The organism is Mycobacterium ulcerans subsp. shinshuense (assembly GCF_002355775.1).
In the GTDB taxonomy this organism is placed as follows: domain Bacteria; phylum Actinomycetota; class Actinomycetes; order Mycobacteriales; family Mycobacteriaceae; genus Mycobacterium; species Mycobacterium marinum.
The window spans coordinates 4,071,147-4,096,471 of sequence record NZ_AP017624.1; the positions used below are offsets into that span (position 1 = coordinate 4,071,147).

At 67.2% G+C, this 25,325-nt stretch carries 11 protein-coding genes and 3 pseudogenes; 3 read left to right on the forward strand and 11 right to left on the reverse strand.

The genetic code is table 11. The annotated features are described in order from the left end of the window. Positions 1 to 29 precede the first annotated feature (29 nt). The 5 genes and pseudogenes from SHTP_RS18245 to SHTP_RS18265 form a co-directional block, all read right to left on the reverse strand. Positions 30 to 1,424, reverse strand: a complete 1,395-nt coding sequence (locus SHTP_RS18245) for a mechanosensitive ion channel family protein (RefSeq protein ID WP_096371366.1) — start codon at positions 1,422 to 1,424, stop codon at positions 30 to 32. Further along, the gene (locus tag SHTP_RS18250; RefSeq protein WP_172900568.1) at positions 1,421 to 3,613 is read right to left on the reverse strand and encodes an adenylate/guanylate cyclase domain-containing protein; all 2,193 of its coding nucleotides are present in this window, start codon (positions 3,611 to 3,613) and stop codon (positions 1,421 to 1,423) included. Before SHTP_RS18250 ends, SHTP_RS18245 begins: the two co-directional genes overlap by 4 nt. Positions 3,614 to 3,778: 165 nt before the next feature. After that, complete coding sequence (locus tag SHTP_RS18255) at positions 3,779 to 5,179, reverse strand: mechanosensitive ion channel domain-containing protein (protein ID WP_096371368.1); 1,401 nt, start codon at positions 5,177 to 5,179, stop codon at positions 3,779 to 3,781. Continuing rightward, positions 5,176 to 7,370: pseudogene (locus tag SHTP_RS18260) on the reverse strand (adenylate/guanylate cyclase domain-containing protein). The gene SHTP_RS18255 and the pseudogene SHTP_RS18260 overlap by 4 nt, the downstream one beginning before the upstream one ends. Positions 7,371 to 7,562: 192 nt before the next feature. After that, positions 7,563 to 8,765 (reverse strand): ISAs1-like element IS2404/ISMul1 family transposase, encoded by a 1,203-nt coding sequence (locus SHTP_RS18265; RefSeq protein ID WP_420873023.1) that lies wholly within the window; start codon positions 8,763 to 8,765, stop codon positions 7,563 to 7,565. 698 nt (positions 8,766 to 9,463) lie between these two features. Between SHTP_RS18265 and SHTP_RS18275 the strand changes: the two genes are divergently transcribed. Further along, positions 9,464 to 11,563, forward strand: coding sequence for a PE family protein (locus SHTP_RS18275; RefSeq protein ID WP_096371371.1), 2,100 nt, complete (start codon positions 9,464 to 9,466; stop codon positions 11,561 to 11,563). A 112-nt stretch (positions 11,564 to 11,675) separates the two neighbouring features. Here the strand turns inward: SHTP_RS18275 and SHTP_RS18280 are convergent, their stop codons facing one another. Next, positions 11,676 to 13,718: an NAD(+) synthase gene (locus SHTP_RS18280; protein WP_096371372.1), complete on the reverse strand. Its 2,043-nt coding sequence runs from the start codon at positions 13,716 to 13,718 to the stop codon at positions 11,676 to 11,678. Positions 13,719 to 14,008: 290 nt separating this feature from the next. Here SHTP_RS18280 and SHTP_RS18285 point away from each other — a divergent pair, with 290 nt between their 5' ends. After that, positions 14,009 to 14,878: an NAD-dependent protein deacetylase gene (locus SHTP_RS18285; RefSeq protein ID WP_096371373.1), complete on the forward strand. Its 870-nt coding sequence runs from the start codon at positions 14,009 to 14,011 to the stop codon at positions 14,876 to 14,878. A 99-nt stretch (positions 14,879 to 14,977) separates the two neighbouring features. On the opposite strand, the pseudogene SHTP_RS18290 reads toward SHTP_RS18285, so the two are convergent. After that, a pseudogene (locus tag SHTP_RS18290) lies at positions 14,978 to 16,225 on the reverse strand (cytochrome P450); the annotation flags it as partial. A 128-nt stretch (positions 16,226 to 16,353) separates the two neighbouring features. On the opposite strand from SHTP_RS18290, the gene SHTP_RS18295 reads away from it, so the two are divergent. After that, positions 16,354 to 16,992 (forward strand): TetR/AcrR family transcriptional regulator, encoded by a 639-nt coding sequence (locus SHTP_RS18295; protein ID WP_096371374.1) that lies wholly within the window; start codon positions 16,354 to 16,356, stop codon positions 16,990 to 16,992. Between the two features lie 70 nt (positions 16,993 to 17,062). On the opposite strand, the pseudogene SHTP_RS30470 reads toward SHTP_RS18295, so the two are convergent. From SHTP_RS30470 to obgE, 4 genes and pseudogenes are all read right to left on the reverse strand, one after another. Next, positions 17,063 to 20,645, reverse strand: a pseudogene (locus SHTP_RS30470) (GTP-binding protein). Continuing rightward, a complete protein-coding gene (locus SHTP_RS30475) occupies positions 20,642 to 22,237 on the reverse strand; it encodes a PE family protein (RefSeq protein WP_231991803.1) in 1,596 nt (531 codons plus the stop codon). Before SHTP_RS30475 ends, SHTP_RS30470 begins: the two are co-directional and overlap by 4 nt. Positions 22,238 to 22,680: 443 nt before the next feature. After that, positions 22,681 to 23,787, reverse strand: coding sequence for a glutamate 5-kinase (gene proB / locus SHTP_RS18305; RefSeq protein ID WP_096371375.1), 1,107 nt, complete (start codon positions 23,785 to 23,787; stop codon positions 22,681 to 22,683). Continuing rightward, positions 23,787 to 25,226: a GTPase ObgE gene (obgE, locus tag SHTP_RS18310; protein ID WP_096371376.1), complete on the reverse strand. Its 1,440-nt coding sequence runs from the start codon at positions 25,224 to 25,226 to the stop codon at positions 23,787 to 23,789. The genes proB and obgE overlap by 1 nt, the downstream gene beginning before the upstream one ends. Positions 25,227 to 25,325: the final 99 nt, after the last annotated feature.

Sequence of the window (25,325 nt, forward strand, 5' to 3'; positions counted from 1 at the left end):
GCGCGGGGCCGGCCGGGCGGCTCGGGGGGCTAATTGAGGCCGCCCACCCGTCGCACCTTGCTTTGCCGCTCCTCGAGGATGTGACCAAAATCCTGCAGCAGCAGTGGTTCACGCATCACCAGATGTTCGAGGTGCTCGCGGTCGACCTCGAGCGCGGTGACTTCGTCGAGCGCATGTGCGCCGGCCAGGTTGGGTTGGCGGGTCAACGCCGTGAGCCCCAGGAATCCGCCTTCATGCAACGTGGTGACCGGCACGATCGACCCGTCTTCGGCCGTCGCGGTCAGCCGCACGCGTCCGGTGATCAAGAACGTCATCCCGGCCGGCACCTGTCCGGCGTACTCCATGGTGTCGCCGGCCGCGAACCGAATGATCCTGGCGCTGCACAACAACGCCTGCTGGTCGGTATCGCTGAGCCTCATCACCGGTGCCACCACCGTCTTGAGCGCGTGCTGGACGCGTTCGGTGGTCGAGAAATCGTCATCGGCCCCGTTGAGGTGCAGCCCCTCCCGCCGCGCGGCGTACCAAATCCAGCGCAGAAATGTTGCGCGCGCGGCACTCTCCTCGGCCGGCGACCGCAGCCCGATGGTGGTGCAGTATTCGGTGCCGCCGACCGGCTCGGTGGTAACTAGGAACCCGCCGTCGAGCTGCGGCAGCGCGGCGGCAACCCGGGACAGCAGCGCGCACACCCGATCGGGGGCGTCCGCGTCGGAAAACTTGGTCGGTATCGCCAACTGGTAGGCGCCGGCCGGGCGGCTCAGGTTGGTGAACGGTGTGCTGGCCAGTACCGAGTTCGGGGTGATTCGCAGTCCGCTGCCGGTCTCGATGTGCACTGCACGCCAGTTCACCTCGACGATTCGTCCCCGCGTGGTGGTCGTATCGAGCCAGTCGTCGATCTGGAACGGTTGCTCGAACAGCATGAACAGGCCGGAGACGATCTGGCTGACGGAGTTCTGCAACATCAGACCGATGACGACCGATGTCACCCCCAGCGCGGTGAACAGGCCGCCGATTCGAACGCCCCAGACGAACGAGAGGATCACCGCCAGTCCGGCGCCGATCAGTACGAACCGTGCGACGTCGACGAAGATGACCGGTAGCCGTCGGCGCCACGAACCCTGCGGGGCCCCGGAGAAGACCGCGGCATTGAGCCCGGACAACAGCAGGACCAAGACCAGGAAGCCGAATACGGTGGCCAGCAGCCGCACCGCGGTGTCGTGGGCCGGCACTCCCGTCGCATTGACCAGCAGCAGCAACAGCGCGCCCAGCGGCAGCACATAGTTGCGCAGCAGGCCGACTTGGCGGGCCAGCGCGCTTTGCCTGCGGCGCAACAGCCGCTGGACTTCGGTGAGAATCACGACCAGCACGGGCAGAGCCGCCGCGATTCCGACGGCCCAGTAGAACCAAGCCGAGCCGAACACGCTCATCGCCGCTCCGACACTTGCCAGATCTGCTGCTGTGATCCCCGGACCGAGATGGCGCCGGCCGGTGTGAACGTCCATATTTCGCGCATCGCGTCGTGCACCCGGGCGCTGACGTAGATGCCCGGATCCGACAGGTGGCCGAGCATTCGGTAGGCCATCTGCACCGCGCCGCCCCACATGTCGTAGGCCAGGTTCGATCGGCCCACCAGACCACTGACGACTCTGCCGGTGGTGACCCCGACCCGCACCCGCAGCGGATGCTGTGACTGGTTGGCGAACCTGTTCACGATGAGCTCGATCTCGACGGCAAACTCGATGCCCCGGTGCACGTTGTCCAGTCGCGGCGTGGTGGCGCCGCAGGCGGCGAGGTAGCCATTGTGAAATGTGCGAATCGGTTCCACGCCCAGGGATTGGGCCGCCGAATCGAACTGTCGGAACAGCTCGTCGACGATACCGACCAATTCGTCACCAGAGAGCCCGTCGGAGATCTCTTCGAGCCCGATGAGCTCGGCGAAGATGACCGTGACATCCTGATGCTCTTCGGCGATGACCTCGCCGCCCGCTCGGTAGCGCTGCACCACCGGTTCTGGCATCAGTGCGAGCAGCAGCTGCTCGTTTTGGTTGCGTTGCTCGGTGAGCAGCTGATCCTTGACTTTCAAATTGCTGCTCATCTCGTTGAAAGCCGCAGTGAGATCACCAAGTTCGTCGCGCGACTTGACCGGCACGGTGACCTCGTACTCGCCGGAGCGGATCTTCTCGGTGCCCGCCTCCAGCCGACGGATCGGGCGCACCAGCAGCTTGGCCAGCACCATGGACACCACGCAGATGAATAGGGTGATGCCCGCGACCGCCAACACCACCGTCCGGCCGAACGACGACAATCGCTCGTAGGCATCCCAGTCGTCTCGAGTCGCCAGAATCGCCCACCGCAGATCGGAATTGGGCACGTCCAGTGGGGCGTAGGCCTCCAACTCTCGATTGCCCAGATAGTCGGTGTCCTTGGTGATGTCGGACTGTCCACGCAGGGCAGCGCGCAAGCCCGCGCTGGGCACCGGTTGGACCAGCACCGTGGTCCCCAACCGGATCGCCTTGTTCACGACGTCTTCTCGGCTACCGCCGGCCAGCGCCTCGCGGCGGTATTCGTCCGGGCTTTCCAGGAAAAGCCGTGAGTCCGAACGCATCAGGTTGTCCGAGCCCGCCAGATACGTTTCGGTCGATCGACCCATGCCAACGGCTTCCCACTTCTCGTTGGCGTTCATGATCTGGTTCAAGTTGGTGGGCGGCAACGCCAGGGCCATCACTCCCTGCAGCTTGCCGTCCACCCCGACCGGCGACACCAGCCACGCGGTGGGGGCGTCAACTTCGGGCTGATAGCGCTGGAAGTCTGTGATCCACACGAAGTCGATCTCATTGGACGCCAGCGCCTTTTGATACGCGGTACGCAGGTTGGTCTCGCGATACGGGCCGGTAAAGAGGTTGGTCCCCAGATCGGGTCCCTTGTTGACCGAGTAGACGACGTTGCCTTGCAGGTCGAGCAGCAACGCGTCGCGGTACTGGAATCGGGTGACGATGCCGCGGAAAAAGTCGTTGAAACGGGCGTTGGCCGCCGACCATGCGCTGCCATCACCGGCGTTGTTGAAGCGCATCGACTCACTCGACGAACTGAACGGTGCGGTGTAGTACGCCTGCAGGTACGTCTGCGCGGGCGATGCCGGCAGCACCGCCTCGAGATCGAGTTCGTGTCCGGTCGCCTGGTCGATCGGCTTGATCAGCTCGTTGACGTAGTAGTCGACGATCGCCTGCTGCTGGACCGGGTCGACGGTCGCGTTGGCCAATTGCGCGAAGCCGTCGGTGAACGCCGCGGTGGCTTCGTTGGCGCTCATCCCGTTGCTGTACACCATCACCGACTTGGTCAACTCGGAGAAGAGTGCCTCGACCTGCCGCTTCTGGGCCTCCAGCAGCTGGAGTAGTCGCTCAACGGCAACGCGCTGCAACGCGTTGCGGCCGCTGACGTAGCCGATGACCCCGACCACCGCGACCGAAAGGATGCTGCAGACCAGCAGCGTCACCAACAACTTGGCCTGGATGCCGACCCGGAGAAATCGCAGCAACCGACGACCTCGACTGTCGGTTCTGCCGGTCTGACCGGACGCGGCTGCTGTGACGGGTTCCGTTGGCTGCCCCGATGTCACCCGGCTTCCTTTCGCCTATGGCCGCGGGACCGGCAGATCCCGCAGCAGACTAACGCGGAAACGCAGACAAAACGGCGTTTGCGCGAAACACGCGATCGCGCATGAGCCAGCAGTTGATCTCAAGTCTCGCCGGCCGATGGGCCCACGTCGCGACCGCGGTTGCTGTCAAGCGACCCGTTCGCGCTGGGTTACTTGCCGCACCTTCATCTGCCGCTCGTCGATCAGTCGCCCCAGCTCCTGCAACAGCGCCGGCTTGCTCATCACGATGCGCTCGAGATACTCGCGATCGATGTCGAGCACGGTCACCTCTTCCAGCGCCACCGCACCGCCCCGGTTGGGTTGCCGAGTCAACGCGGTCACCCCCAGGAAGACGCCCTTACCGAGGGTGCCGACCGCGACAGCGGGACCGTCCGCCGGCGTCACCATCAGACGGACGCTGCCGGCGATGATGAAGGACATGCCTTTGGGCACAACGCCGGCTTGCTGGACGGTTTCATCGGTGCCGTAGCGCACCACCTTGGCGTATGGGGCCAGCGACTGCTGATCGAGCAGACTGAGCTTGAGTTCCGGGCTCACCGCGCGCAACGCGTCCTGGACTCGTTGGGGGGTCGAGTAGCTGTCACCGGCCCCGTCCAGCGCAAGCCCCTCGCGACGGGCGGCGTACCAGACCCACCGCAAAAACGTATCTTGGGCAGCACCGTCTTCGGCGGGAGACTTGATCCGGACGGTGGTGCGGTACTCGGCGCCGCCCAGGGCAACCGTGGCCAGCACCACCCCGCTCTTGAGATTGGGCAATGCGCTGGCGACCCTGGTCAGCATCGCGCATACCTTGTCCGGTGCATCGTCCGCCGCGAATTTGGTTGTGATGCTGCACTTGTGCGAACCATCCGGGCGACTGAGGTTGGTGAAAGCCGTCGTCGCCAGCACCGAGTTTGGGGTGATTCGCAGCCCGGTTCCGGTTTCGATGTGTACGGCACGCCAGTTGACCTCCACCACTCGCCCTCGCGCAGTGGGCGTGTCCAACCAGTCCTCGATCCGGAATGGCTGCTCGAACAGCATGAACAAGCCCGACACGATCTGGCCGACGGAGTTCTGCAGCATCAGGCCGATCACGACCGACGTCACGCCCAAGGCGGTGAAGATGCCTCCGACCCGAACCCCCCAGACGTAGGACAGGATCATCGCCAGCCCGATACCGATCAGCGCAAACCGGGCCACATCGAGAAAGATGGTGGGCAACCGCTTGCGCCAACTGTCCTGCGGCGCGCTGGCAAATACCGTCGCGTTGAGCGCAGAGAGCAGCAACACCAGCACCAGGAAGCCGAACACCGTGGTCAGGATTCGTACCGTGCCTTCTCCTGCCGGCACTTGTGAGGCTTTGACCAGGAACAGCAGGAACGCACCGAGCGGGAGCAGGAAGTTGCGTAGCAGGGTGACCTGACGGGCCAGGTGGCTGTTCCTGCGGGCCAGCGAATTGTGCAGCTCGGTGAGCAGGATCAGACCAACCGGCACTCCGATCGCGATGCCGATGGCCCAGTGGAACCACGAGGCGCCCAGGACGTTCATGACTGCTCCGACATCCGGTAGATCTGCTCTTGCACACCGCCGACCGAGATGGTCCCTGCCGGTGCGAACTGCCGCTCGTCTCGCATCGCCTCATACACCTGCGAGGTGACGTAGATACCGGGTTGCGGTGACCCACTATGCATTTGGTAGGCGGTGCTTACCGCCGCACCCCACATGTCGTAGACAACGCTGGTTCGACCGACCAGCCCGCTGATGACGTTGCCGGTGTTGATTCCGGCCCGCAGCCGTAGTTGGTGGCCGCTTTGGTGGCGCAACCGCTCGATGATGCGCTGCATCTCCAGCGCGAATGCGACCGTGCGGGCGACGTTGTCCAAACGTGGCGTGGTGACCCCGCAGCTGGCCAGATAGCCGTTGTGTAGCGCGCGGATCCGTTCCACCCCAAGGAATTCAGCCGCCGAGTCGAACTGGCGGAACAGGTCATCGACGATGGCGACCAACTCGTTGCCCGACAGCGATCGGGAGACCTCGTCCAAGCCCAGGATGTCAGCGAAGATCACGGTGACGTCCTGGTGTTCCTGGGCAATCGTCTGCTCGCCCTCGCGATACCGCTGCACCACCGGCTCGGGCATCATCGACAGCAGCAGCCGATCGTTTTCCCGGCGCTGCTCGTTGAGCAGATCCTCCTTGATATTCAGGCTTCGGCTCATCTCATTGAAAGCGGCGGTCAGATCGCCGATCTCGTCACGCGACTTCACCGGAATCGCGACGTCGTAGTCACCGCCGCTGATCTTCTCGGTGCCCGCCTCCAGGCGTCTGATCGGCCGCACCATCAGTTGGGCGATCAACATCGAGAAGACACAGATGATCACGATCATCGCCACGGTCACCAATACCAGCGCCTTGCTGAATGCGGCCGCGGCGGCGAATGCCGCAGAATCGTCGTTGGTCGCCAGGATCGACCAATGCAGATCCGAGTTGGGAATATTCAGCGGCGCAAAGGCTTCCAGCTCGCGGTTACCCGTATAGTCGACCGCGCTGACCGTTCCGGTCTGGCCCCGCTGCGCCTCACGCAGACCCGCGGTCGCCACCGGTTGCAGCAACACCGTGCTCCCGAGTTGGATCGCCCGGTTCACCACCTCCGGTGAGGTCCCGGCCGCCACCGCCTGGCGGCGATATTCTTCGGGATCCTGCAGGAACAACCTCGAATCCGATCGCATGAGGTTGTCCGGCCCGGCAAGATAGGTCTCGGTCCCGGTACCCATCCCGGCCGCTTGCCAGTTCTTGTCGGCGGTCATCATCTTGTTGATCTTGGCGATGGGCAGCGGTAGCGCCAGCACACACCTTCGGTTCTGCCGCCCTGCAGCACCGGGGACACCAGCCAGGCCGTCGGCGCGTCCAGCTGTGGTTGATACGGCTCGAAATCGGTGATCCAGGTGAAGTCGACGGCGTTGGCGCCCAGCGCCCTGAGATAAGCATCATGCAGGTTGGATTCGCGATACGGCCCGGTCAGTATGTTGGTGCCGAGATCGGGGTCCTTGCTCAAGCTGTAGACGATGTTGCCACGGGTATCGAGCAGAACCGCATCGTCGTAATCGAATCGGGTGACGATCTCGCGAAAGTAGCCGTTGAATTCCGCGTTGGCGGCCGACCACGCGCTGCCATCGCCGGCGTCGTCCAGCCGCATCGAATCCTGATCGGACGTGAACGGCGCGGTGTAGTACGCCTGCAGGTATTTCTGCGCCGGCGATGTCGGCAGCAGCGCTTCGAGGTCGAATTTGGTTCCAGTCAGGTGTTCGACCGGTTTGATGAGCTGGTCGTTGTAGTAGTTAACGAGCGACTCTTGCTGCGCCGGGCTTATCGTCGCGTCCGCCAGTTGGTCGAATCCGGCGGTGAACTGCGCGACCGCGTCTATCACGGTCAGCCCGCTGGCGTAGATGACCAGCGAATTGGTCAGGTCGGAGAACAGCGTCTCCACCGCACGCAGCTGCGATTCGCGTAGCCGGGTCAGACGTCCGTACGCGGCAGCGCTGAGCGAATTACGGCCGGTGTGAAAACCGACCGCCACGATCGCGGCCACCGAAACGATGCTCGACAGCAGCAACAGCACCATGAGCTTGGACTGGATGCTCACCCGGAAGCGCGGCCGGCGGCGGCGCTTGCCCTTCGCACCATCGTGAGCCGGGGCACCCTCCACCACCGGCTCCGGATCTTTCGCCTCGGCCGCCGTCAAAAGACTTCCTTTCTGTAATTTGCCGCCCAACCGCTCTACGATGCACCGATTGCGCGCCAGACGAGCGCCGACACGCAGCGCAGGCGCGGTTTGCTGTGTTTGTTGTGCGACCGCCTGGTGACCACCGCGTCACCTTCGCCGTCGTTGCCACGGCCGCTACCCGCCTGCCGGGCAGGGCTCCGGCGTTGTTGATTAGCAGGCTTGTGAGCTGGGGAATTGTGGATTGAGGAGGTCTAGGCGGCGGTTGGCGGTCAAAGCGGTGATCCGGCAGGCTTCGGCGATGTTGTCGACGCCGTTGAGGCGGTGCAGATTGATCGCGGTGTTGCGTAGCGTTGCTAGGACCTGTGCGCCGTTTCCGGTATGTGCCCTTTGACGGTCTTCGTCGAAGGTGACGTCGCGTATCCAGTGCAGGCTGTTCTCGATTCCCCAGTGTTGACGCATCCAGGTCATGATCGCGGTAGGGCGGGCGTGCTCGAACGGCAGGCTGCAGATGGCATAGACCACCTCCACGCTGCGCTGGTCGGTGGCGGTGATCAAGCGTTCACGAGTGATCCGAATGATTTGTTTTGCGTAGGGGAAGCCGATTCCTCGTGCAGCGGTGATGATTTGCAGGGTGCGGGTCTCGACACGGCCGTGGCCGCGGGAGTCGTCGGTAGCGGCTGCGGGCACCTCGGCCCAGGGCATCGCGGTGATACGCGCAAGTATTTTGGCTTGGTTGGACTTGACGATCATCAGGTAGTGCGACTTCAAGGTGGCGCAGATCAACTTCGCGGTGACGACCTGGGTATGCATCGCATCCACGGTGACCAGCCACCGCAAGCTACCCGGCAGCAGCGTGAGCAGGGCACGTACGCAGGGAATTTCATTGCTTTTCTCGGCGACAGCGAGTTGACCGAGCACCAATCGGGCACGGTGGGCGAACACCGACACGAGATGCGTGGCTGTCGCTTTGGCGCGTAAAGCACCACGCAGCATCTTGCCGTCCAACGCGATCGGCACCAATCCACTGGGGTCGCTGCTAGCCACGTGTGCAGTGAAGTAACTGCCCATCCTGGCGTTGAGGTCGGCGGGGTCTAGCCGAGACAAAACAGCGCGGAAGGTCTTCTCACTGGGCCGCCGGAACCGGACCCCTAATTGGGCCAACACATCATCGGGAGCGGTGGCCGCCCATGTGGCAAAACCAGCATAGCCGCGCATCCCCGCGGCAGTGGCCAGAACCGCGATCGCCAACAAAGCCATCAGCGAATACCTCCGACCGCGTGAGTCCCTCGGGTCTGGCACCGAGGCCAACACATCGAAAAACTCCGATCCGATGAGCTCGCTGCGCCCACCAGGACTCCAGCGGTCGAACACCTCTGGAACCGACGACACAGGCAATACTGAAACGGTAGGCACGGGCAACTCCAGACCAACGACGAACAGTAACCAACTCGATCGTTCTCCAGATAGCCCGTGCCTACACTCCGGCCCCAATAGCGCGGCACCAAAGATCATCAACCCAGCTCACAAGCCTGCTAATCAACAACGCCGGAGCCCTGGCCTGCCGGGGTGCACCAATTCACCGACGAGACAATTATGGGCGGGACGAAAATTCGTTCAATACTGAATTATCAATTCGCTCGATAATGAATTAATAGAATGTTTAAAGGGCCTCAATTAGACCGGCCATTAACGTAACGCGCCTTCCGCCCGGACCAATTCCCCACGGCACCTAAGGCGGATAGCAAGCGATGGCCGACTCCTGTGGTTCCAACGATCAAGGTCGCGATGTCGCCAAGCCGGGACACCGGTTGACCAATGCGCCGCCAGTCACCGCACGACGTTGCCGAAATCTTCATCCAGGTAACCCTTTTGACCGGAAGCCGGCCCTGGGATCGCGAGCCGTCGAACAACGCCGACGGGGCCGTGATCACGGTTGCCCGCCATCGGCCCATCCCGCCTCAATTGCTTGGCCCGCTGGGGCTGGCGCGAAAGGCCCGACAGTCGATCCAGCCCTTACCGCACACGCAATAGCCGGCGGCGCTGCCCGAATCGGTTGACCTCGGCGCGAAACCCCTCCGTCATTGTCCGAGGCTAGCTAAAGGAGCAATTTGATGTCGTACGTTTTGGTTACGCCCGAGATGGTAGCCACTGCGGCCGCGGATGCGGCTGCGATCGGCTCGACGGTCAGCGCGGCCAATGCCGCCGCGGCGATCCCGACCACCGCGATAGCCACTGCCGCCGCCGATGACGTGTCTGCGGCCATCGCGGCGCTGTTCAACGCCCACGCCGAGCAGTACCAGGCCCTCAGTGTTCGCGTGGCCGAATTTCATGAGTCCTTCACCCGCGCCCTGACCGCCGGCAGCACCGCCTACGCCACAGCCGAAGCCGCCAACGCCGGGCCCCTGCAGCCGCTGCTCGACCTGATCAATGCGCCGACCCAGGCACTGCTGGCACGCCCGCTGATCGGCGACGGTACCAACGGGGCACCGGGCACCGGGCAAGCCGGCGGCAACGGCGGCCTGCTTGTCGGCAACGGCGGCGCCGGCGGGTCCGGAGCGTCCGGTCAACGCGGCGGGGCCGGCGGGGCCGGCGGGCTTCTGCTCGGCAACGGCGGGGCCGGTGGTGCCGGTGGGGTCGGCGCGCTCGACCAGGCCGGCGGCACCGGCGGCAATGGCGGCGCCGGCGGTCTGTTGTTCGGCCAGGGCGGGGCCGGTGGTGCCGGTGGGGTCGGCGCGCTCGGCCAGGGCGGCGGCACCGGCGGCAATGGCGGGGCCGGCGGTCTGTTGTTCGGCAATGGCGGTGTCGGAGGGGGCGGTGGGGCCGGGGGTGTCGGTGGAGTCGGCTCGGCGGGCGGTACCGGCGGGACCGGCGGGACCGGCGGCGCCAATGGGCTGTTCGGGGCGGCCGGTACCGGTGGCAGCGGCGGGGCCGGCGGCGATGGCGCTCCCGGTGACAGCGGTACCGCCGGTGGGACCGGCGGGACCGGATCGGCCGGCGGTGCCGGCGGGACCGGCGGGGTCGGCGGGGCCAATCAGTTCTTCGGCCACACCGGGGACGGTGGCCATGGCGGTACCGGTGGTGCCGGCGGCACGGGTGGGGCCGGTGGCTCGGGTGTCGGATCAGGCCTGTCCGGCGGTACCGGCGGGGACGGTGGCGTGGGCGGCGCCGCGGGCCGCGGTGGCGCGGCGGGTGCCGGTGGTCCACTGGTTACCCCAGGGCATGCGGGCAACACCGGCACCGGCGGCACCGGCGGTACCGGTGGCACCGGCGATCTCCACACCGACGGCGGCAACGGCGGCAACGGCGGAAGCGGCGGCGCTGGCATCGCCGGTGTCGGCGGTGGCAACGGCGGCACCGGGGGCGGCATCGTGACCGGGATCAATGGCGGTGCCGGCGGGGCAGGTGGTGACGGCGGCGATAGCGGCAACGGCGGCAACGCAACCGGCGGCGGCGACGGCGACGGCGGCAACGGCGGGACGGCCGGCACAGGCGGCGCCGGTGGTTTGGGTGGCGGTGGATTCCGGGTCGGACATGGTGGTGGTGGCGGCAACGGCGGCAATGGCGGCGTCGGCGGCACCGCAACCGCGGGCGGCGACGCCGGTAGCGGCGGCACCGGCGGCACCGGCGGCGTCGGTGGCGACGGTGGCGACGGTGGCACCGGCGGTCGGGGCGGCAGCGGCGGTGCTGGCGGTATCGCAACGGGCGGCGGCAGCGCCGGCAGCGGCGGCGTGGGCGGCGGGGGCGGCAACGGCGGCCACGGCACCGACGGCTCCGCCGGTGTGGCCGGTCATGGCGGTGGTGCCGGTGGCGCCGGCGGCGATGCCGGCGACGGCGGCAAAGATGGTGACGCTCTCGACGGCGGCACCGCCGGCACCACCGGTGCCGGCGGCAACGCCGGTAACGGGGGCGGCGCCGGTTCCGGCGGCAAAGGCACCTTCGACGGCGGCGCGGGCGGCGCCGGAGGCGACGGCGGCAAGGCCGGCAACGGAGGCGCTGGCGGCATCGACAGCAACGGTCAGGTCGCCGACGGCGGCAACGGCGGTGACGGCGGCAACGGCGGTGACGGCGGTGACGGCGGCAACGGCGGTGACGGTTCACCCGTCGGTGCCGGCGGTACGGGCGGTATCGGCACCGCTGGTGGTGCGGGGGGCGGAGGCGGCGCGGTGTCCGGCCGCCCCGGCCAGAACGGCAGCGAGGGCCAGCCTGGGTGAACCCCGCACGTCGAGGCGGCCGTTCTTCCGGTCGCGGAAACCCTTAGGGGCCCAACGGTGTTCGCGGATTTATGGAACTAGCAGACGTGGCCGCTACGGCCGGTCTGTCTGGCTAGTCGCGCGGCACGGTGGTTTCGATCTCGTCGAGCCAGACTCGCGCCGACATGTCCGAGGGAGCCCGCCAATCGCCGCGCGGAGACAGCGCACCTCCGTGGGACACCTTGGGACCATTGGGTAGTGCCGACCGCTTGAACTGGCTGAACGAATAGAAGCGCTGGGCGAAGACCATCAGCCAGTGCCGGATCTCGGATAGTGAGTACGACGGCCTCTTGTCGTCGGGGAAACCGGGTGGCCAGTTGCCACGTTGCGAGTCGCTCCACGCGTGCCAGGCCAGAAAGGCAATCTTCGAGGGGCGAAATCCGTACCGCAGCACATGAAACAGCGAGAAGTCCTGCAACGCGAAGGGGCCCACCTTGGACTCGCTGCTCTGCAATTCTTCTTCCTCGCCGGTGGGCACCAGTTCGGGAGTGATCTCGGTGTCCAGCACCGACTGCAATACCTCGTCCACATGCTCGTCGAACTGACCCGATGAGATGACCCAGCGCATCAGGTGCTGAATCAATGTCTTGGGGACGCCGGCGTTGACGTTATAGTGCGACATCTGGTCGCCGACACCATATGTCGACCACCCCAGCCCGAGTTCGGACAGGTCGCCGGTGCCGAGCACGATTCCGCCGCGATGGTTTGCGATGCGGAATAGATAGTCGGTGCGCAGCCCGGCCTGAACGTTCTCGAAAGTGACGTCGTAGACCTTCTCCCCGCTGGAGAACGGGTGCCCGATGGTGTCGAGCATCAACCGGGCCGTCTCGGTGATGTCGATTTCCTCGAAGCTGACCCCCAGCGCCTTGGCCAGCTTGATCGCGTTGTTCTTGGTGCGATCACCGGTGGCGAATCCGGGCAGGGTGAACGCCAGAATGTCGCTGCGCGGGCGGCCTTCGCGGTCCATGGCGCGAGCGGCGACGATCAGCGCGTGGGTGGAGTCGAGCCCGCCGGAGACCCCGATGACCACCTTCGGATAGTTGAGCGCCCGCAGCCGCTGTTCGAGGCCGGACACCTGGATGTTGTAGGCCTCGTAGCAATCCTGTTGCAGCCGTTGCGGATCAGCTGGGACGAAGGGGAAGCGTTCGAGCTCGCGCCGCAACCCGATGTCTCCGGCCGGTGGATCCAGCCGGAACACGACGGGCCGAAATGAGTCCGCCAATGACCGGTGATGGCGACGGTTGTCGTCAAAGGTGCCCATCCGCAGCCGCTCCGATCGGAGCAACTCGGTGTCCACGTCGGCCACGCAGCGGCGTTCTCCGCGGGGAAACCGCTCGGATTCGGCCAGTAGCACCCCGTTTTCCCAAATCATGGTCTGGCCGTCCCAGGCCAGGTCCGTCGTCGACTCGCCCTCCCCCGCCGCGGCATAGACATAGGCGGCCAGACACCGTGCCGACGCCGAGCGGGCCAGCAGCGCACGGTCCTCGGCGCGCCCGATGGTGATCGGGCTCCCGGACAGGTTGGCAAGTATCGTCGCGCCCGCCAACGCTGCCTCAGCACTGGGCGGTATGGGGACGAACATGTCCTCACAGATCTCGACGTGCAGCACGAAGCCGGGCAGGTCGGAGGCGGCGAAGAGTAAGTCGGGGCCGAACGGCACGTCCGCGCCGCAGACCCGAATGGTGCCCCGCTCGTCGTCTCCGGCCGCGACCTGACGGCGTTCGTAGAACTCGCGATAGGTGGGCAGATAGGACTTCGGCACCACCCCCAGCACGGCTCCGCGATGAATGACGACGGCGGTGTTGTAGATGCGATGCTGATACCGCAGTGGCGCGCCGATCACCAAAACGGGCAACAGATTGGCCGACGCCGTCACCACATCGAGCAGCACGTCCTGCACGGCGTCGAGAAGAGCGTCCTGCAACAGGATGTCCTCGATCGAGTAGCCCGACAGCGTCAGCTCAGGAAACACCGCCAGCGCGACACCGTCGTCGTGGCACTGGCGGGCCAACCCCAGTACCGACGCGGCATTGGCCGCCGGGTCACCAAGCGTGGTGTGGTGGGTGCACGCGGCAACGCGCACAAAGCCCTGGCCGTATGCGTTGTAGAAGTCCATCGTCGTTCCATTATCGGCTTCCCACCGCCGAAGACCGAAACGACGGGCGGAAACCGATCAACGAGCCTTGTCTAGGGGTCCGGGTGGGCGCCTAGATCGCAGGCAAGATGTCCCGCTCGGTGCGTTGTCGCGGCGCCCATGCCCCACCCGCCCCTGGGCCTGAACGGCTTCGGTCTGCTCACCGAGTTCGGCGACACTGCCGCCCATCGCGTTGGCGCCGCTACCGGGTCGGATACCCGCCTCACGAAACCGCTCGATTGTCCGACGGCGATTGGCAGGCAAGCTGATTCGTGTCTACTCTCGAGGCTGTGGAATCCCCGGAACTCGTCGCGGCGCTGACCGGTCACCGGATAGCCGTGCTCACCGGCGCCGGGATTTCCACCGATTCCGGCATACCGGACTATCGCGGACCCGATTCGCCGCCGAGCAATCCAATGACAATCCGCCAGTTCACGTCGGACCCGGTTTTCCGGCAGCGGTACTGGGCACGCAATCATGTTGGCTGGCGGCACATGGATGACACCGCGCCCAATGCCGGCCATCGCGCGCTGGCCGCGCTCGAACGTGCCGGCGTGGTGACCGGAGTGATCACCCAGAACGTCGATCTGCTGCACACCAAGGCGGGCAGCAAGAATGTGGTCAACCTGCACGGCACCTATGCGCAGGTGACGTGCCTGGGCTGTGGTCACACGATCAGCCGCTCGACGCTGGCCGCCGAACTCGAGTCGCTCAACCCGGGATTCATCGAGCGCGCCGAAGCCGTCGGCGGCCTGGCCGTGGCTCCCGACGCGGACGCTGTTATCGCCGATACCGAATCGTTTCGCTACATCGACTGCCGCTGCTGCGGTGGGATGCTCAAGCCCGATATCGTCTACTTCGGCGAAAGTGTCCCCAAAGAACGTGTGGATCAAGCATTTTCACTGGTCGATCAGTCCGACGCGCTGCTCGTGGCCGGTTCGTCACTGACCGTGTTCTCGGGCTACCGGTTTCTACGTCACGCCGCGGCACGGGGCATTCCGGTCGCGATCATCAACCAGGGCCACACCCGCGGAGACGATCTGGCCGACGTCAAAGTCGACGGCGGTTGTTCTGAACTGCTGGTCTTGCTGGCTTCCGAACTAGCCGCAGCGGTTTACGTGGAACCGATAACCGTTTGCTAGCAGTGTCTTTGATCGCCAGCTTGACCAGCGGATGCCCCTGCGCAAAGGCCGATGATCCGCTTGGACCGATGCCATGTCCCGCACCGTCAGAAGGTGCAGGGGCATGCTGCGGATGGCGTGTACGAAGTTGCCGGGCACGTAGACCGGATCACCGGCTTGGATATCGGGAAGTTGCACAAGTAGCTCGCCGAAGATGGCACGCAGTTGCGCGCGGGCCAGATGCGCGCCGAGACAAAAGTGCACTCCACCGCCACCGAAGCCCACGTGGGGATTTGTACTGCGGCTCAGATCGAGGCGTTCGGGATGACAGAACGCATCCTCGTCCCAGTTTCCGGAGGCATAGAACATCACCACCTTCTCCCCCGCACGAATCAGTTGTCCGCCCAGCTCGAAATCCGCTGCCGCAGTACGGAGAAATGTCATCACCGGCGTAGCCCACCGAACGAGTTCCTCGACCGCTGTACCAATGCGAGTGTCGAAATCGGCTAGCAGCCAAGCCTTCTCGCCGGGAAAGTCGGTAAGCGCCTTCAGGCCATGACTGATGGTCTGGCGGGTGGTGTCATTACCGGCCACCGCATGCAGCACAAAAAACGCCGCCACATCCGCATCGGCGAGCCTATCGCCGTCCACCTCGGCGTTGACCAGAGCGCTGAACAGGTCATCGCCGGGCCGGTCCCGCCGCTCGGCGGCCAAAGAGACGGCGACCTGATGCAGATACATCTGATTTTCGAAGAGCACGGCCAGCGGTTCTCGACCATTCAGGTAGCGGGGGTCCGCCCAGGAGACCAGCGCATCGGCGGCATGTGCCACCCGCTCACGGTCGGCTTCGGGAATTCCCACCATGTCCGACAGGGTGCGGATGGGCAGTTCCTTGGCGCAGTGCTCGACGAAATCGACACCGCCGCCGGCCATCCGGAGCTCTTCGACAATGCCCTTGGCGTTGATCTTGATCGAGTCCTCGATGCGGCGGACTTGCCTGGGCGTGAATGCCGCGCTGACCAACTTGCGCAGCTTGGTGTGTCGCGGTGGGTCCATCGCCAGAAATGACTGTGACGCTTCCAGCAGTTCGGCGGGGACATTCTCGAACAGCACGCCATTGCCGGACAAGAACACCTCGTTGGTGCGGCTGACCGCAACGATGTCAGCGCGCCGGGTGACCGCCCAAAACCCCGGGTCGCTGGGATCCTGGATGAGCGCGTCTTCGACCGGAGGGTGCCAGCTCACCGGGCGTTCGGCCCGCAACACCGAAAATGAGCTCTCCCGCTGCGCCGCACTCGATGCCCAGAACGCACGCGATGACAGATCGATCGTGTCGTAGGGCCGCACGCTCTCCGAAATTGCCGTCATCGCCGCTCTCCTTCATCAACTATGACCCCGGTCACAGACTGACGATGCTATGTCTAGACACTATGTCTAGTCAATATGTCGAGCGGTTGGCTATGCTCGTCCGAAGACCAGGAGGTGCCCGGGCAAACATGGCGTCCATCACCCGAAATGCGCAGGCCAACCGCCGGCAGCGGCGGGAGCAGATGGAATGCCGCCTGCTAGAGGCCACCGAGCGACTGATGAACAATGGCGCCAGCTTCACCGAGCTCAGCGTCGATCGGTTGGCGACCGAGGCCGGCATTTCGCGCGCCAGCTTCTACATCTACTTCGATGACAAGGGCCACCTGCTGCGCCGTCTGGCCGGTCAGGTGTTCGACGACCTGGCCACCGGCGCGCAGCATTGGTGGGACGTGGCCTGGCGCCACGATCCGGACGACGTCAGAGCCGCGATGTGCGCCATCATCGCCCGCTATCGCCGTCATCAACCGATCCTCATCGCCCTCAACGAGATGGCCGGCTATGAGCCCCAGACAGCACAAACATATCGGGACATCCTGGCCGCCATCTCCGCGCGATTGGCCCGGGTCATCGAGGACGGCCAGGCCGATGGCTCAATCCGCCCCGAACTATCCGCGACCACCACGGCCAACGCGCTCACATGGATGGTCGAGCGAACCTGTCATCAGAACCTACCGAGCAGACCGCCCGAATTCGACGCCGAGCTGGCCGATACGCTCTCTGAAATCGTATGGGGTGCCCTGTATCTCACGTCAACGTCGCTGCGATGACGCACCGGGATTGGCCTACCACGACCTCGGCAGGCAGGTCGCTGATCTCAGCGAAGGCATTCCGGTGCGATTAGTGTGCGCCGGTTCCGCCAGATCCGCCTGCGCCGCCGAGGCCGCCGTCGACCAGCGCCGGCCCGGTCGGCCCGCCGCCGGTCACGCCACCATGGCCTGCTCCGCCAATCCCGACAAGTTCGGTATCGACGAACCGGTCACCGCCAGCGCCGCCCGTGCCACCGGTGCCGCCGGTGCCGCCGCTGCTGCCGCCGAACGCAGGGACGGGCGGGGATCCGTCACCGCCGTTGCCACCTTGGCCGCCCTTGCCGCCCTGGCCGCCCTGGCCGCCCTGGCCGCCCTGGCCGCCCTGGCCGCCAGGAGCATCCCAGCCGTCACCACCGTCACCGCCGTTGCCGCCTACCCCGCCGTTGCCGGCACCACCAATACCCTGGGCATCAACTCCGCTACCACCCTGGCCGCCAGTGCCGCCGCCGCCACCTATGCCCCCGAAGCCCATACCGCCGTCACCGCCGTCACCGCCGGCGCCACCGGTACCCACGCTGGAGTAGCCACCTCTGCCACCGGTTCCTCCCGAGCCACCAAAGGCCCCGTTGCCGCCGTCGCCGCCGGCGCCGCCGGTACCGGGTGCGTTGAAACCAGGGGCATTTCCGCCGATGCCACCGTTTCCGCCTGAGCCGCCGTTGCCGAAAGTGCCGAGCTCGCCGGCCGCGCCCGTACTTGATCCGTCCCCACTCAGGCCGCCTTGACCGCCAAGCCCGCCCGGGCCCCCACCTCCGCCGTCACCGCCCTTGCCGCCATTCTGTGGCGGACCAGAGATGCTCCCGTCAGCTCCTTATACCACCATTGCCTCCCCAGGCCCCGAGGCCGCCGGTACCCCCTGTCCGCCGTCGCCGCCGGCCCCGGTGGCACCGTCAGTGAACCCCGCGGCGTGAGCCTGACCACCGACGCCGCCGGTACCACCGGCACCTCCGACACCACCAAAGCCCCCGTAGCCGCCATAGCCGCCGTTAGCGCCGCTGCCAGAAGCCATGTCTGCTCCATGCGCACCATCGCCACCGGTACCGCCCATGCCACCGGTACCGCCGGACCCGCCGAGGCCACCGTTGCCGCCTTTGGCACCGCCGTCGCCACCGGCCCCGCCGACACCACCGGTCGCGCCAGCCCCGCCCCTATCGCCGTCCGCGGACAATGTGGCACCGCTGTCCCCGACGGTGCCCTTCCCGCCGGTTCCACCATCACCGCCGTTTCCGCCAGTGCCGTAGAGTCCGCCGTCGCCACCGGCCCCGCCGGCACCACCTTTGACGCCGATAGCACCACTGCCGCCGTCTCCGCCGTCACCGCCGTTACCACCGGTGGTTACACCGGACCCGGCTTTGCCGTTTCCGCCAGATGTGGGACCGGCGCCGGCCTGGCCACCGGCCCCGGCGTTACCGGGGTCACCCCCATGTCCGCCGTGACCACCACGCTCACCGGAGCCCGCTACCGCGTTGGCGCCGTCACCGCCGTCCCCGCCGATTCCGGCGGTCCCACCGTCCCCCGCCAGCACCACCAACGCCCTGCGTTCCATCGGAGTAACCCGCGGCTTGGGCCTGACCGCCCTGTCCACCGGCACCGCCAGCTCCGCCGGCCCCACCATTTCCGCCCTTACCGCCGGACCCGCCATCGATATCGGCCCCGATGATCCCGTTCGCACCATTTCTGCCGGTACCGCCGGTACCCCCGGTACCCCCGTCTCCACCGCTACCGCCATCACCGCCGTGACCGGCCAACGCGCCCCCGCTGCCACCGGCACCGCCCTGACCGCCAGTGCCGCCAGTTCCTCCGGTTCCGCCCGCGCTACCTGCCACAGGGCCGGTGGAGCCGACCTGGCCCTTGCCGCCGTTCCCGCCGTCACCACCGTCGCCGCCATTGCCGTAGAGCCCGCCGTCACCACCGGACCCGCCGGCACCGCCGTTCACGCCGGTAGCGCCGCTGGCGCCGTCGCCGCCGTTACCGCCAGAGGTGGGAGCGACCCCGGCCGCACCCTCGACCCCTGCGATGGAACCGGCCCCGCCTTGCCCGCCGATGCCGCCGACGCCGGGGTCACCGCCGTCGCCGCCGTTGCCGCCGGCCTTCCCGGAGCCAACGTCCGCGTTTGCGCCGTGGCCGCCGTTGCCGGCGTTCCCGCCGGTCCCGCCCACGCCGCCCGCGCCGCCGACGCCCTGGGTGCCGTCCGCGAATCCCGCGGCCTGAGCCTGGCCGCCTAGGCCGCCGACACCACCGGTCCCGCCGGTACCACCGTCACCGCCGTTGCCGCCGTTGCCGCCGTCACCACCGTTTGCGGAGGAGAAAATGCCAGAGGTACCGGTACCACCGCTACCACCGGTGCCTCCGGTACCACCGACACCACCGGTACCACCGTCACCGCCGTGGCCGGCCAAGGCACCACCCTTGCCCCCGGCGCCACCGTCACCACCGGTCAACCCGGTGTGGCCATCACCACCGTTGCCGCCTCCGATGGTGGTGCTGCCGTTGAAGCCGATGCCCCCGGTGCCCCCGGTGCCTCCGGTGCCGCCATTGCCATACAACCCGCCGTCACCGCCGACCCCGCCGGCACCACCTTTCACACCTTGAAAACCGCTGCCGCCGCTGCCGCCGTCACCGCCGTTACCGCCGGTGGTCGGGCTGAACCCATCCGCGCCGTGGGCCCCGTCAGTGGAGCCGGCTCCGCCGGTGCCACCGGCGCCACCGGCACCGTTGTCGCCACCATGCCCACCGTTACCCCCGGCCGCACCCGAGAACGCCGCCGCGTCGGCACCCTTACCACCGTCACCAGCGACACCGCCGGATCCGCCCTCACCACCGGCCCCGCCGACACCCTCGGTGCCGTCGGCGAATCCCGCGGCCTGAGCCTTACCGCCGGCACCACCGTCACCACCGGCCCCGCCGACACCACCCTTGCCCCCACTGCCACCGTCACCGCCATGAAGGTTGCCCCCGGTCACACCCTCAGCGCCGGTAGCGCCAAGCCCGCCCGCACCACCGGTCGCGCCGACACCACCGACCCCACCGGCGCCGCCGTGACCGCCCAGGGCACCACCCATGCCACCGACCCCGCCCATGCCGCCAGCCCCGCCATCACCGCCGTTCTCCCCGGATGCGCCAGCCGCGGTGGCATCCGCCCCCTGGCCACCGACTACGCCATCACCGCCGTCCCCACCGGCGCCGCCATTGCCATACAACCCGCCATCACCGCCGGCACCACCGGCACCCCCGGCAGACGCGGCTGGACCGGAGGCGCCGTTTCCACCGTCACCGCCGTTGCCGCCGGTGATGGGGCTGAACCCATCCGCCCCGGTGGCACCGACGGTGGAGCCGGCTCCGCCGGTACCACCGGCGGAGCCGGCACCGTTATCGCCACCATGCCCACCGTTACCCCCGGCCGCACCCGAGAACGCCGCCGCGTCGGCACCCTTACCACCGTCACCAGCGACACCGCCGGATCCGCCCTCACCACCGGCCCCGCCAACACCCTCGGTGCCGTCGGCGAATCCCGCGACCTGAGCCTTACCGCCGGCGCCACCGTCACCACCGGCCCCGCCGACACCACCCTTGCCCCCACTGCCACCGTCACCGCCATGAAGGTTGCCCCCGGTCACACCCTCAGCGCCGGTAGCACCAAGCCCGCCGGACCCGCCGGCCGCGCCGACACCACCGGACCCGCCTGCGCCACCGTGACCGCCCAGGGCACCACCCATGCCACCGGCCCCGCCCATGCCGCCGGCCCCGCCATCGCCGCCGTTCTCGCCTGATCCGCCAGCCGCGGTGGCATCCCCCCCCCCCCCCCCCCGCCACCGGCCACGCCATTACCGCCGTCCCCACCGGCGCCGCCGTCACCCTGCCCGCCCAGGAACCGCAAAAAGCCGCCCTGCCCGCCAGAACCGCCCGCCCCGCCGACACCACCAACGCCGCCACAGCCGCCATTGCCGCCGTTGCTCCCGGGCGCGATCCCGGCAGCCCCGGCCCCGCCCGCACCACCGGCGCCACCAACACCTCCGAGGCCACCCGCCCCGCCGGAGCCGATCAGCCAACCACCGAGCCCGCCGGCACCACCGTTGCCGGCACTGCCGCCCTCACCACCCGCCTCACCAACACCGCCTGCCAGATCGACAGCACCGTCGCCACCCGCGCCGCCGTGACCGCCCAACCCCCACAGCCCGACAGCAGAGCCACCGGCGCCCCCGTCACCGCCGCTACCGGCGACCGCGCCGGTTCCGCCGGCCCCGCCAGCGCCACCGCTACCGAACAGCCGTCCGCCATCGCCGCCACCGCCACCGGCCCCACCATCGCCAGAGTCCGAATTGACTCCGCCGATACCGCCAGCCCCGCCCCGACCCCACAACCCGCCATGACCGCCATCGCCACCGACCCCAGCACTACCGGAGCCGGAACTGTCACCACCGGCACCGCCGGTGCCGCCGATGCCGAATAAACCGCCGTTTCCGCCGGACCCGCCGGCACCCCCGTTTAGACCAAGCCCCTGTCCCCCGGCACCACCGGACCCGCCAGCACCCAGCAACCAGGCCCGCCCGCCGGCACCTCCAACACCCCCGTTGACCGGGCCCGCACCGCCAACTCCCCCGGTTCCACCGTTGCCGTACAGCCATCCGCCGGCGCCGCCGGCCCCACCGACACCGCCGGTACCGGAAGCCCCGGCCTGCCCCCCGGCCCCACCGGCACCGCCATGGCCGAACAACCCCGCCGACCCGCCGGCGCCACCGGATTGACCGACCGCGCCGGAGCCGCCGGCGCCGCCGTTACCCCACAGAATTCCGCCAGCCCCACCGGCTTGCCCGGTCCCCGCCACCCCATCGGCGCCATTGCCGATCAGCGGCCGCCCAAACCAGTTCTGGCTGGGTGCATTCACCAAACCCAGCACGTCTTGCTCCACGGCCTGCAACCACGAGACGCTGGCCGACTCGCTAGCCGCGTAGCTGTTGCTCCCCGCGGTCAACAGCGCGACAAAGCGCTCATTGAGGGCCGAGATCCGGGTGCTAATGGCCTGATATTCCTGGGCATGGGTGCCGAACAAGGCCGCGATCGCGACCGACACCTCATCGGCACCAGCGGCCAGCATCGTCGTCGTGGCGCCCGCCGCCGCTGCGTTGACCGCATCGATCAACGAACCAATGCGCGCCAAATCCGAAGCCGCCGTCGCCACTACCTCGGGCGCCACGCTCACGAATGACATCAAGACCTCCGTCATCTCCGACGAGGCCCCACGATAGCCGGACAGACCGAGCACCGCCGGTGCAGCGAAATCACCATAGAAAGTTGAAAACCTCACGGCCCCAAGCCCTCACACAAAAATCTCAGCGCAAGGCCTCTACCTGCGGACATAGGCCGATCACTCGGCGATAGTCGTCTCATCACTAAGAAGATTGGTCACAACGGCTCGGCGTCGCTTCCGAAGCGGAACCAACGATTCCCGCCGATTCGGCGAGCGAGCGGAGCGGCCATCGCCCGGGTTGAGTCGCTCGCAACGGACTTGCCGCTGGCGATCTGGCCGGAACCCGAATCCCGCGCCTTTCAAAGCCCTTGACGCCGAAACACCGTCGACATCAGCAACGGCCCGTCACGGAACCACTGGGGCGGTCGTCGAGCCTCCCGGCTCGGCGGCCGGCGCCACCTCGCTCACACCGCGACAAGGTCGTCGGCGTGGACCGCGGGCCGGCGCAGCTCACCGGGTAACTCTGAGGTGGACCGGCCCATCATGGCGGCCAACTCCGTCGCGTCATAGGCAACCACACCGCGGGCCACCATCGTCGCGTCGGGCCCACACAGATCAACGACATCGCCGCCAAAGAACTTGCCCGCCACTGCCGTGATGCCCGCCGGCAGCAACGAGCGCCGATGCCCGACGACGGCCCGCACAGCACCTTCGTCGAGGGTCAGCGATCCGGCGGACTCGGCCGCATAGCGTACCCAGAATCGGCGGGCCGACATGCGTTCGGACCGCGCGGCGAAGACGGTGCCCACCGACGCATCGGTGAGTGCGGCCGCCGCATCCGCCGCAGGAGCGAGCAACACCGGAACTCCGGCATCCGCGGCCAGCAGCGCCGACGACATTTTCGACGCCATGCCGCCGGTGCCCAGGTGGCTGCCTTGTCCGACGACTACTCCATCGAGGTCGGCCGGACCGGACACCTCGGGAATGAATCTGGCGTTCTGGAATTTTCGTGGATCGGCATCGTAGAGGCCGTCGATGTCGGACAGCAGCACCAAGGCGTCCGCACCTACTAGGTGCGCTACCAGCGCCGAAAGCCGATCGTTGTCGCCGAAGCGAATCTCGTTGGTAGCAACCGTATCGTTCTCGTTGACGATTCCCACCGCATGCAGTGCCCGCAGCCGGTCCAGTGTGCGCTGGGCATTGGTGTGCTGCACCCGCATCGCAATGTCGTGTGCCGTCAACAACACCTGCCCTACCGTGCGGCCGTAGCGGGCGAAGGCGGCACTCCAAGAGTTCACCAACGCCACCTGACCGACGCTGGCCGCCGCCTGCTTTGTCGCCAGGTCCTTTGGCCGACGTGATAGTCCGAGCGGTTCGATGCCGGCAGCGATCGCCCCCGAAGACACGATGACGACGTCGGTACCGGCCTTCATCCGCGACTCGATCGCGTCGGCCAGTTCAGCCAGCCTGCCGGCGTCGAACACCCCCGATGGCGTGGTCAGTGCCGTCGTCCCAACCTTGACCACGACACTGCGGGCGGTGCGAATGGCTTCGCGGTGCGGGCTGCCCATCAATCGTCATCGCGTTCACGACGTTGGCGGCGGGCAGCCTTGCGCTCGGCCGCACCGACGCGGTCGCTGCGTTCCAGTCGCACATCGGTACCCCGACCGGACATTGCGACGTGACCACCCGCGGGCGTTTGCGGCTCCCAGTCGAAAGTCATCTCACCGATGGTGACCGCGCACCCCGGCTTTGCCCCCAACCGCAGCAGCCCCTCCTCGACCCCCAGCCGCGCCAGGCGGTCGGCCAGGTAGCCGACGGCCTCGTCGTTGTCGAAGTTGGTCTGGCCGATCCAACGCTCGGGTCGAGCGCCGGTCACCACGAAGCCCCCGTGTCCGTCCGCCTGCACGTCGAAGCCGCTGTCATCGATCGGAACCGGGCGGATCACCGGCCGTCGCGGCGCGGCTTGCGGCCGAGCCGCGTTGTACTCCGAGACCATCTGCCACAGCCCGAAGATCAACGGCTGCAAGTTTTCCCGGGTGACCGTGGATACGAGAAATACCGGCCAGCCGCGTTGCGCGAGCTCGTCCTCAACGAACTCGGCAAGCACGCGGGCCTCGGGCACATCGATCTTGTTGAGCACCACCGCACGTGGCCGCTCGGCCAGGTCGTCGAGCACCGCACCGCCCTGCAGCGTGGGTTGGTAGGCCGCCAATTCGGCCTCCAGCGCGTCGATGTCGGAAATAGGGTCCCGGCCCGGTTCAGCGGTGGCGCAGTCCACGACATGTACCAGCACCGCGCAGCGCTCGATGTGCCGCAGAAATTCCAGCCCCAGCCCCCGGCCCTGTGAGGCGCCCGGAATCAGACCGGGAACGTCGGCGACGGTGAATGAGTGACCACCGGCAGCGACCACGCCAAGGTTGGGAACCAGGGTGGTGAAGGGATAGTCGGCGATCTTGGGCTTGGCCGCCGAGATGACCGACACCAGCGAGGATTTTCCGGCGGAGGGGAATCCAACCAGCCCCACATCGGCGACGGTCTTGAGTTCTAGGGTGAGGTCACGAGCCTGTCCCGGCTCACCAAGCAGGGCAAAGCCTGGCGCCTTGCGCGCCCGCGACGCCAGCGCTGCGTTGCCCAGCCCGCCGCGACCACCCGCGGCGGCTTCAAAGCGGGTGCCGGCTCCCACCAGGTCGGCAAGCAGCCGGCCGTTGTCGTCGAGTACGACGGTGCCGTCGGGAACTTTGACTTCCAAGTCTGCACCGGCGGCGCCGTCCCGGTTGCTGCCCATGCCCTGTTTGCCTGACGCCGCGGTGACGTGCGGGCGGAAATGGAAGTCGAGCAGGGTATGCACTTGTGGATCTACCACAAAGACGACGCTGCCGCCGCGCCCGCCGTTACCGCCGTCGGGACCACCGAGCGGCTTGAATTTCTCACGATGAACCGAGGCGCAGCCATTACCACCGGAACCCGCTCGGGTGTGAATGACGACCCGATCGACGAACCGAGGCATCGGGCTTCCTTACATATCCTTTCCCGGACGAAATCTACGTTTTGCAGACTTTGTGCGAGAACTCAGCTGCAAAACGTCGATCTCGACCTGGAGGCGGAC

Excerpts from the sequence above, each read along its gene's own strand:
- SHTP_RS18245 (WP_096371366.1), bottom strand. The coding sequence starts at position 1,424 with ATGAGCGTGTTCGGCTCGGCTTGGTTCTACTGGGCCGTCGGAATCGCG.
- SHTP_RS18255 (WP_096371368.1), bottom strand. The coding sequence starts at position 5,179 with ATGAACGTCCTGGGCGCCTCGTGGTTCCACTGGGCCATCGGCATCGCG.
- SHTP_RS18275 (WP_096371371.1), top strand. The coding sequence starts at position 9,464 with ATGTCGTACGTTTTGGTTACGCCCGAGATGGTAGCCACTGCGGCCGCG.
- SHTP_RS18280 (WP_096371372.1), bottom strand. The coding sequence starts at position 13,718 with ATGGACTTCTACAACGCATACGGCCAGGGCTTTGTGCGCGTTGCCGCG.
- SHTP_RS18295 (WP_096371374.1), top strand. The coding sequence starts at position 16,354 with ATGGCGTCCATCACCCGAAATGCGCAGGCCAACCGCCGGCAGCGGCGG.
- SHTP_RS30475 (WP_231991803.1), bottom strand. The coding sequence starts at position 22,237 with ATGTCATTCGTGAGCGTGGCGCCCGAGGTAGTGGCGACGGCGGCTTCG.
- proB (WP_096371375.1), bottom strand. The coding sequence starts at position 23,787 with ATGGGCAGCCCGCACCGCGAAGCCATTCGCACCGCCCGCAGTGTCGTG.
- obgE (WP_096371376.1), bottom strand. The coding sequence starts at position 25,226 with ATGCCTCGGTTCGTCGATCGGGTCGTCATTCACACCCGAGCGGGTTCC.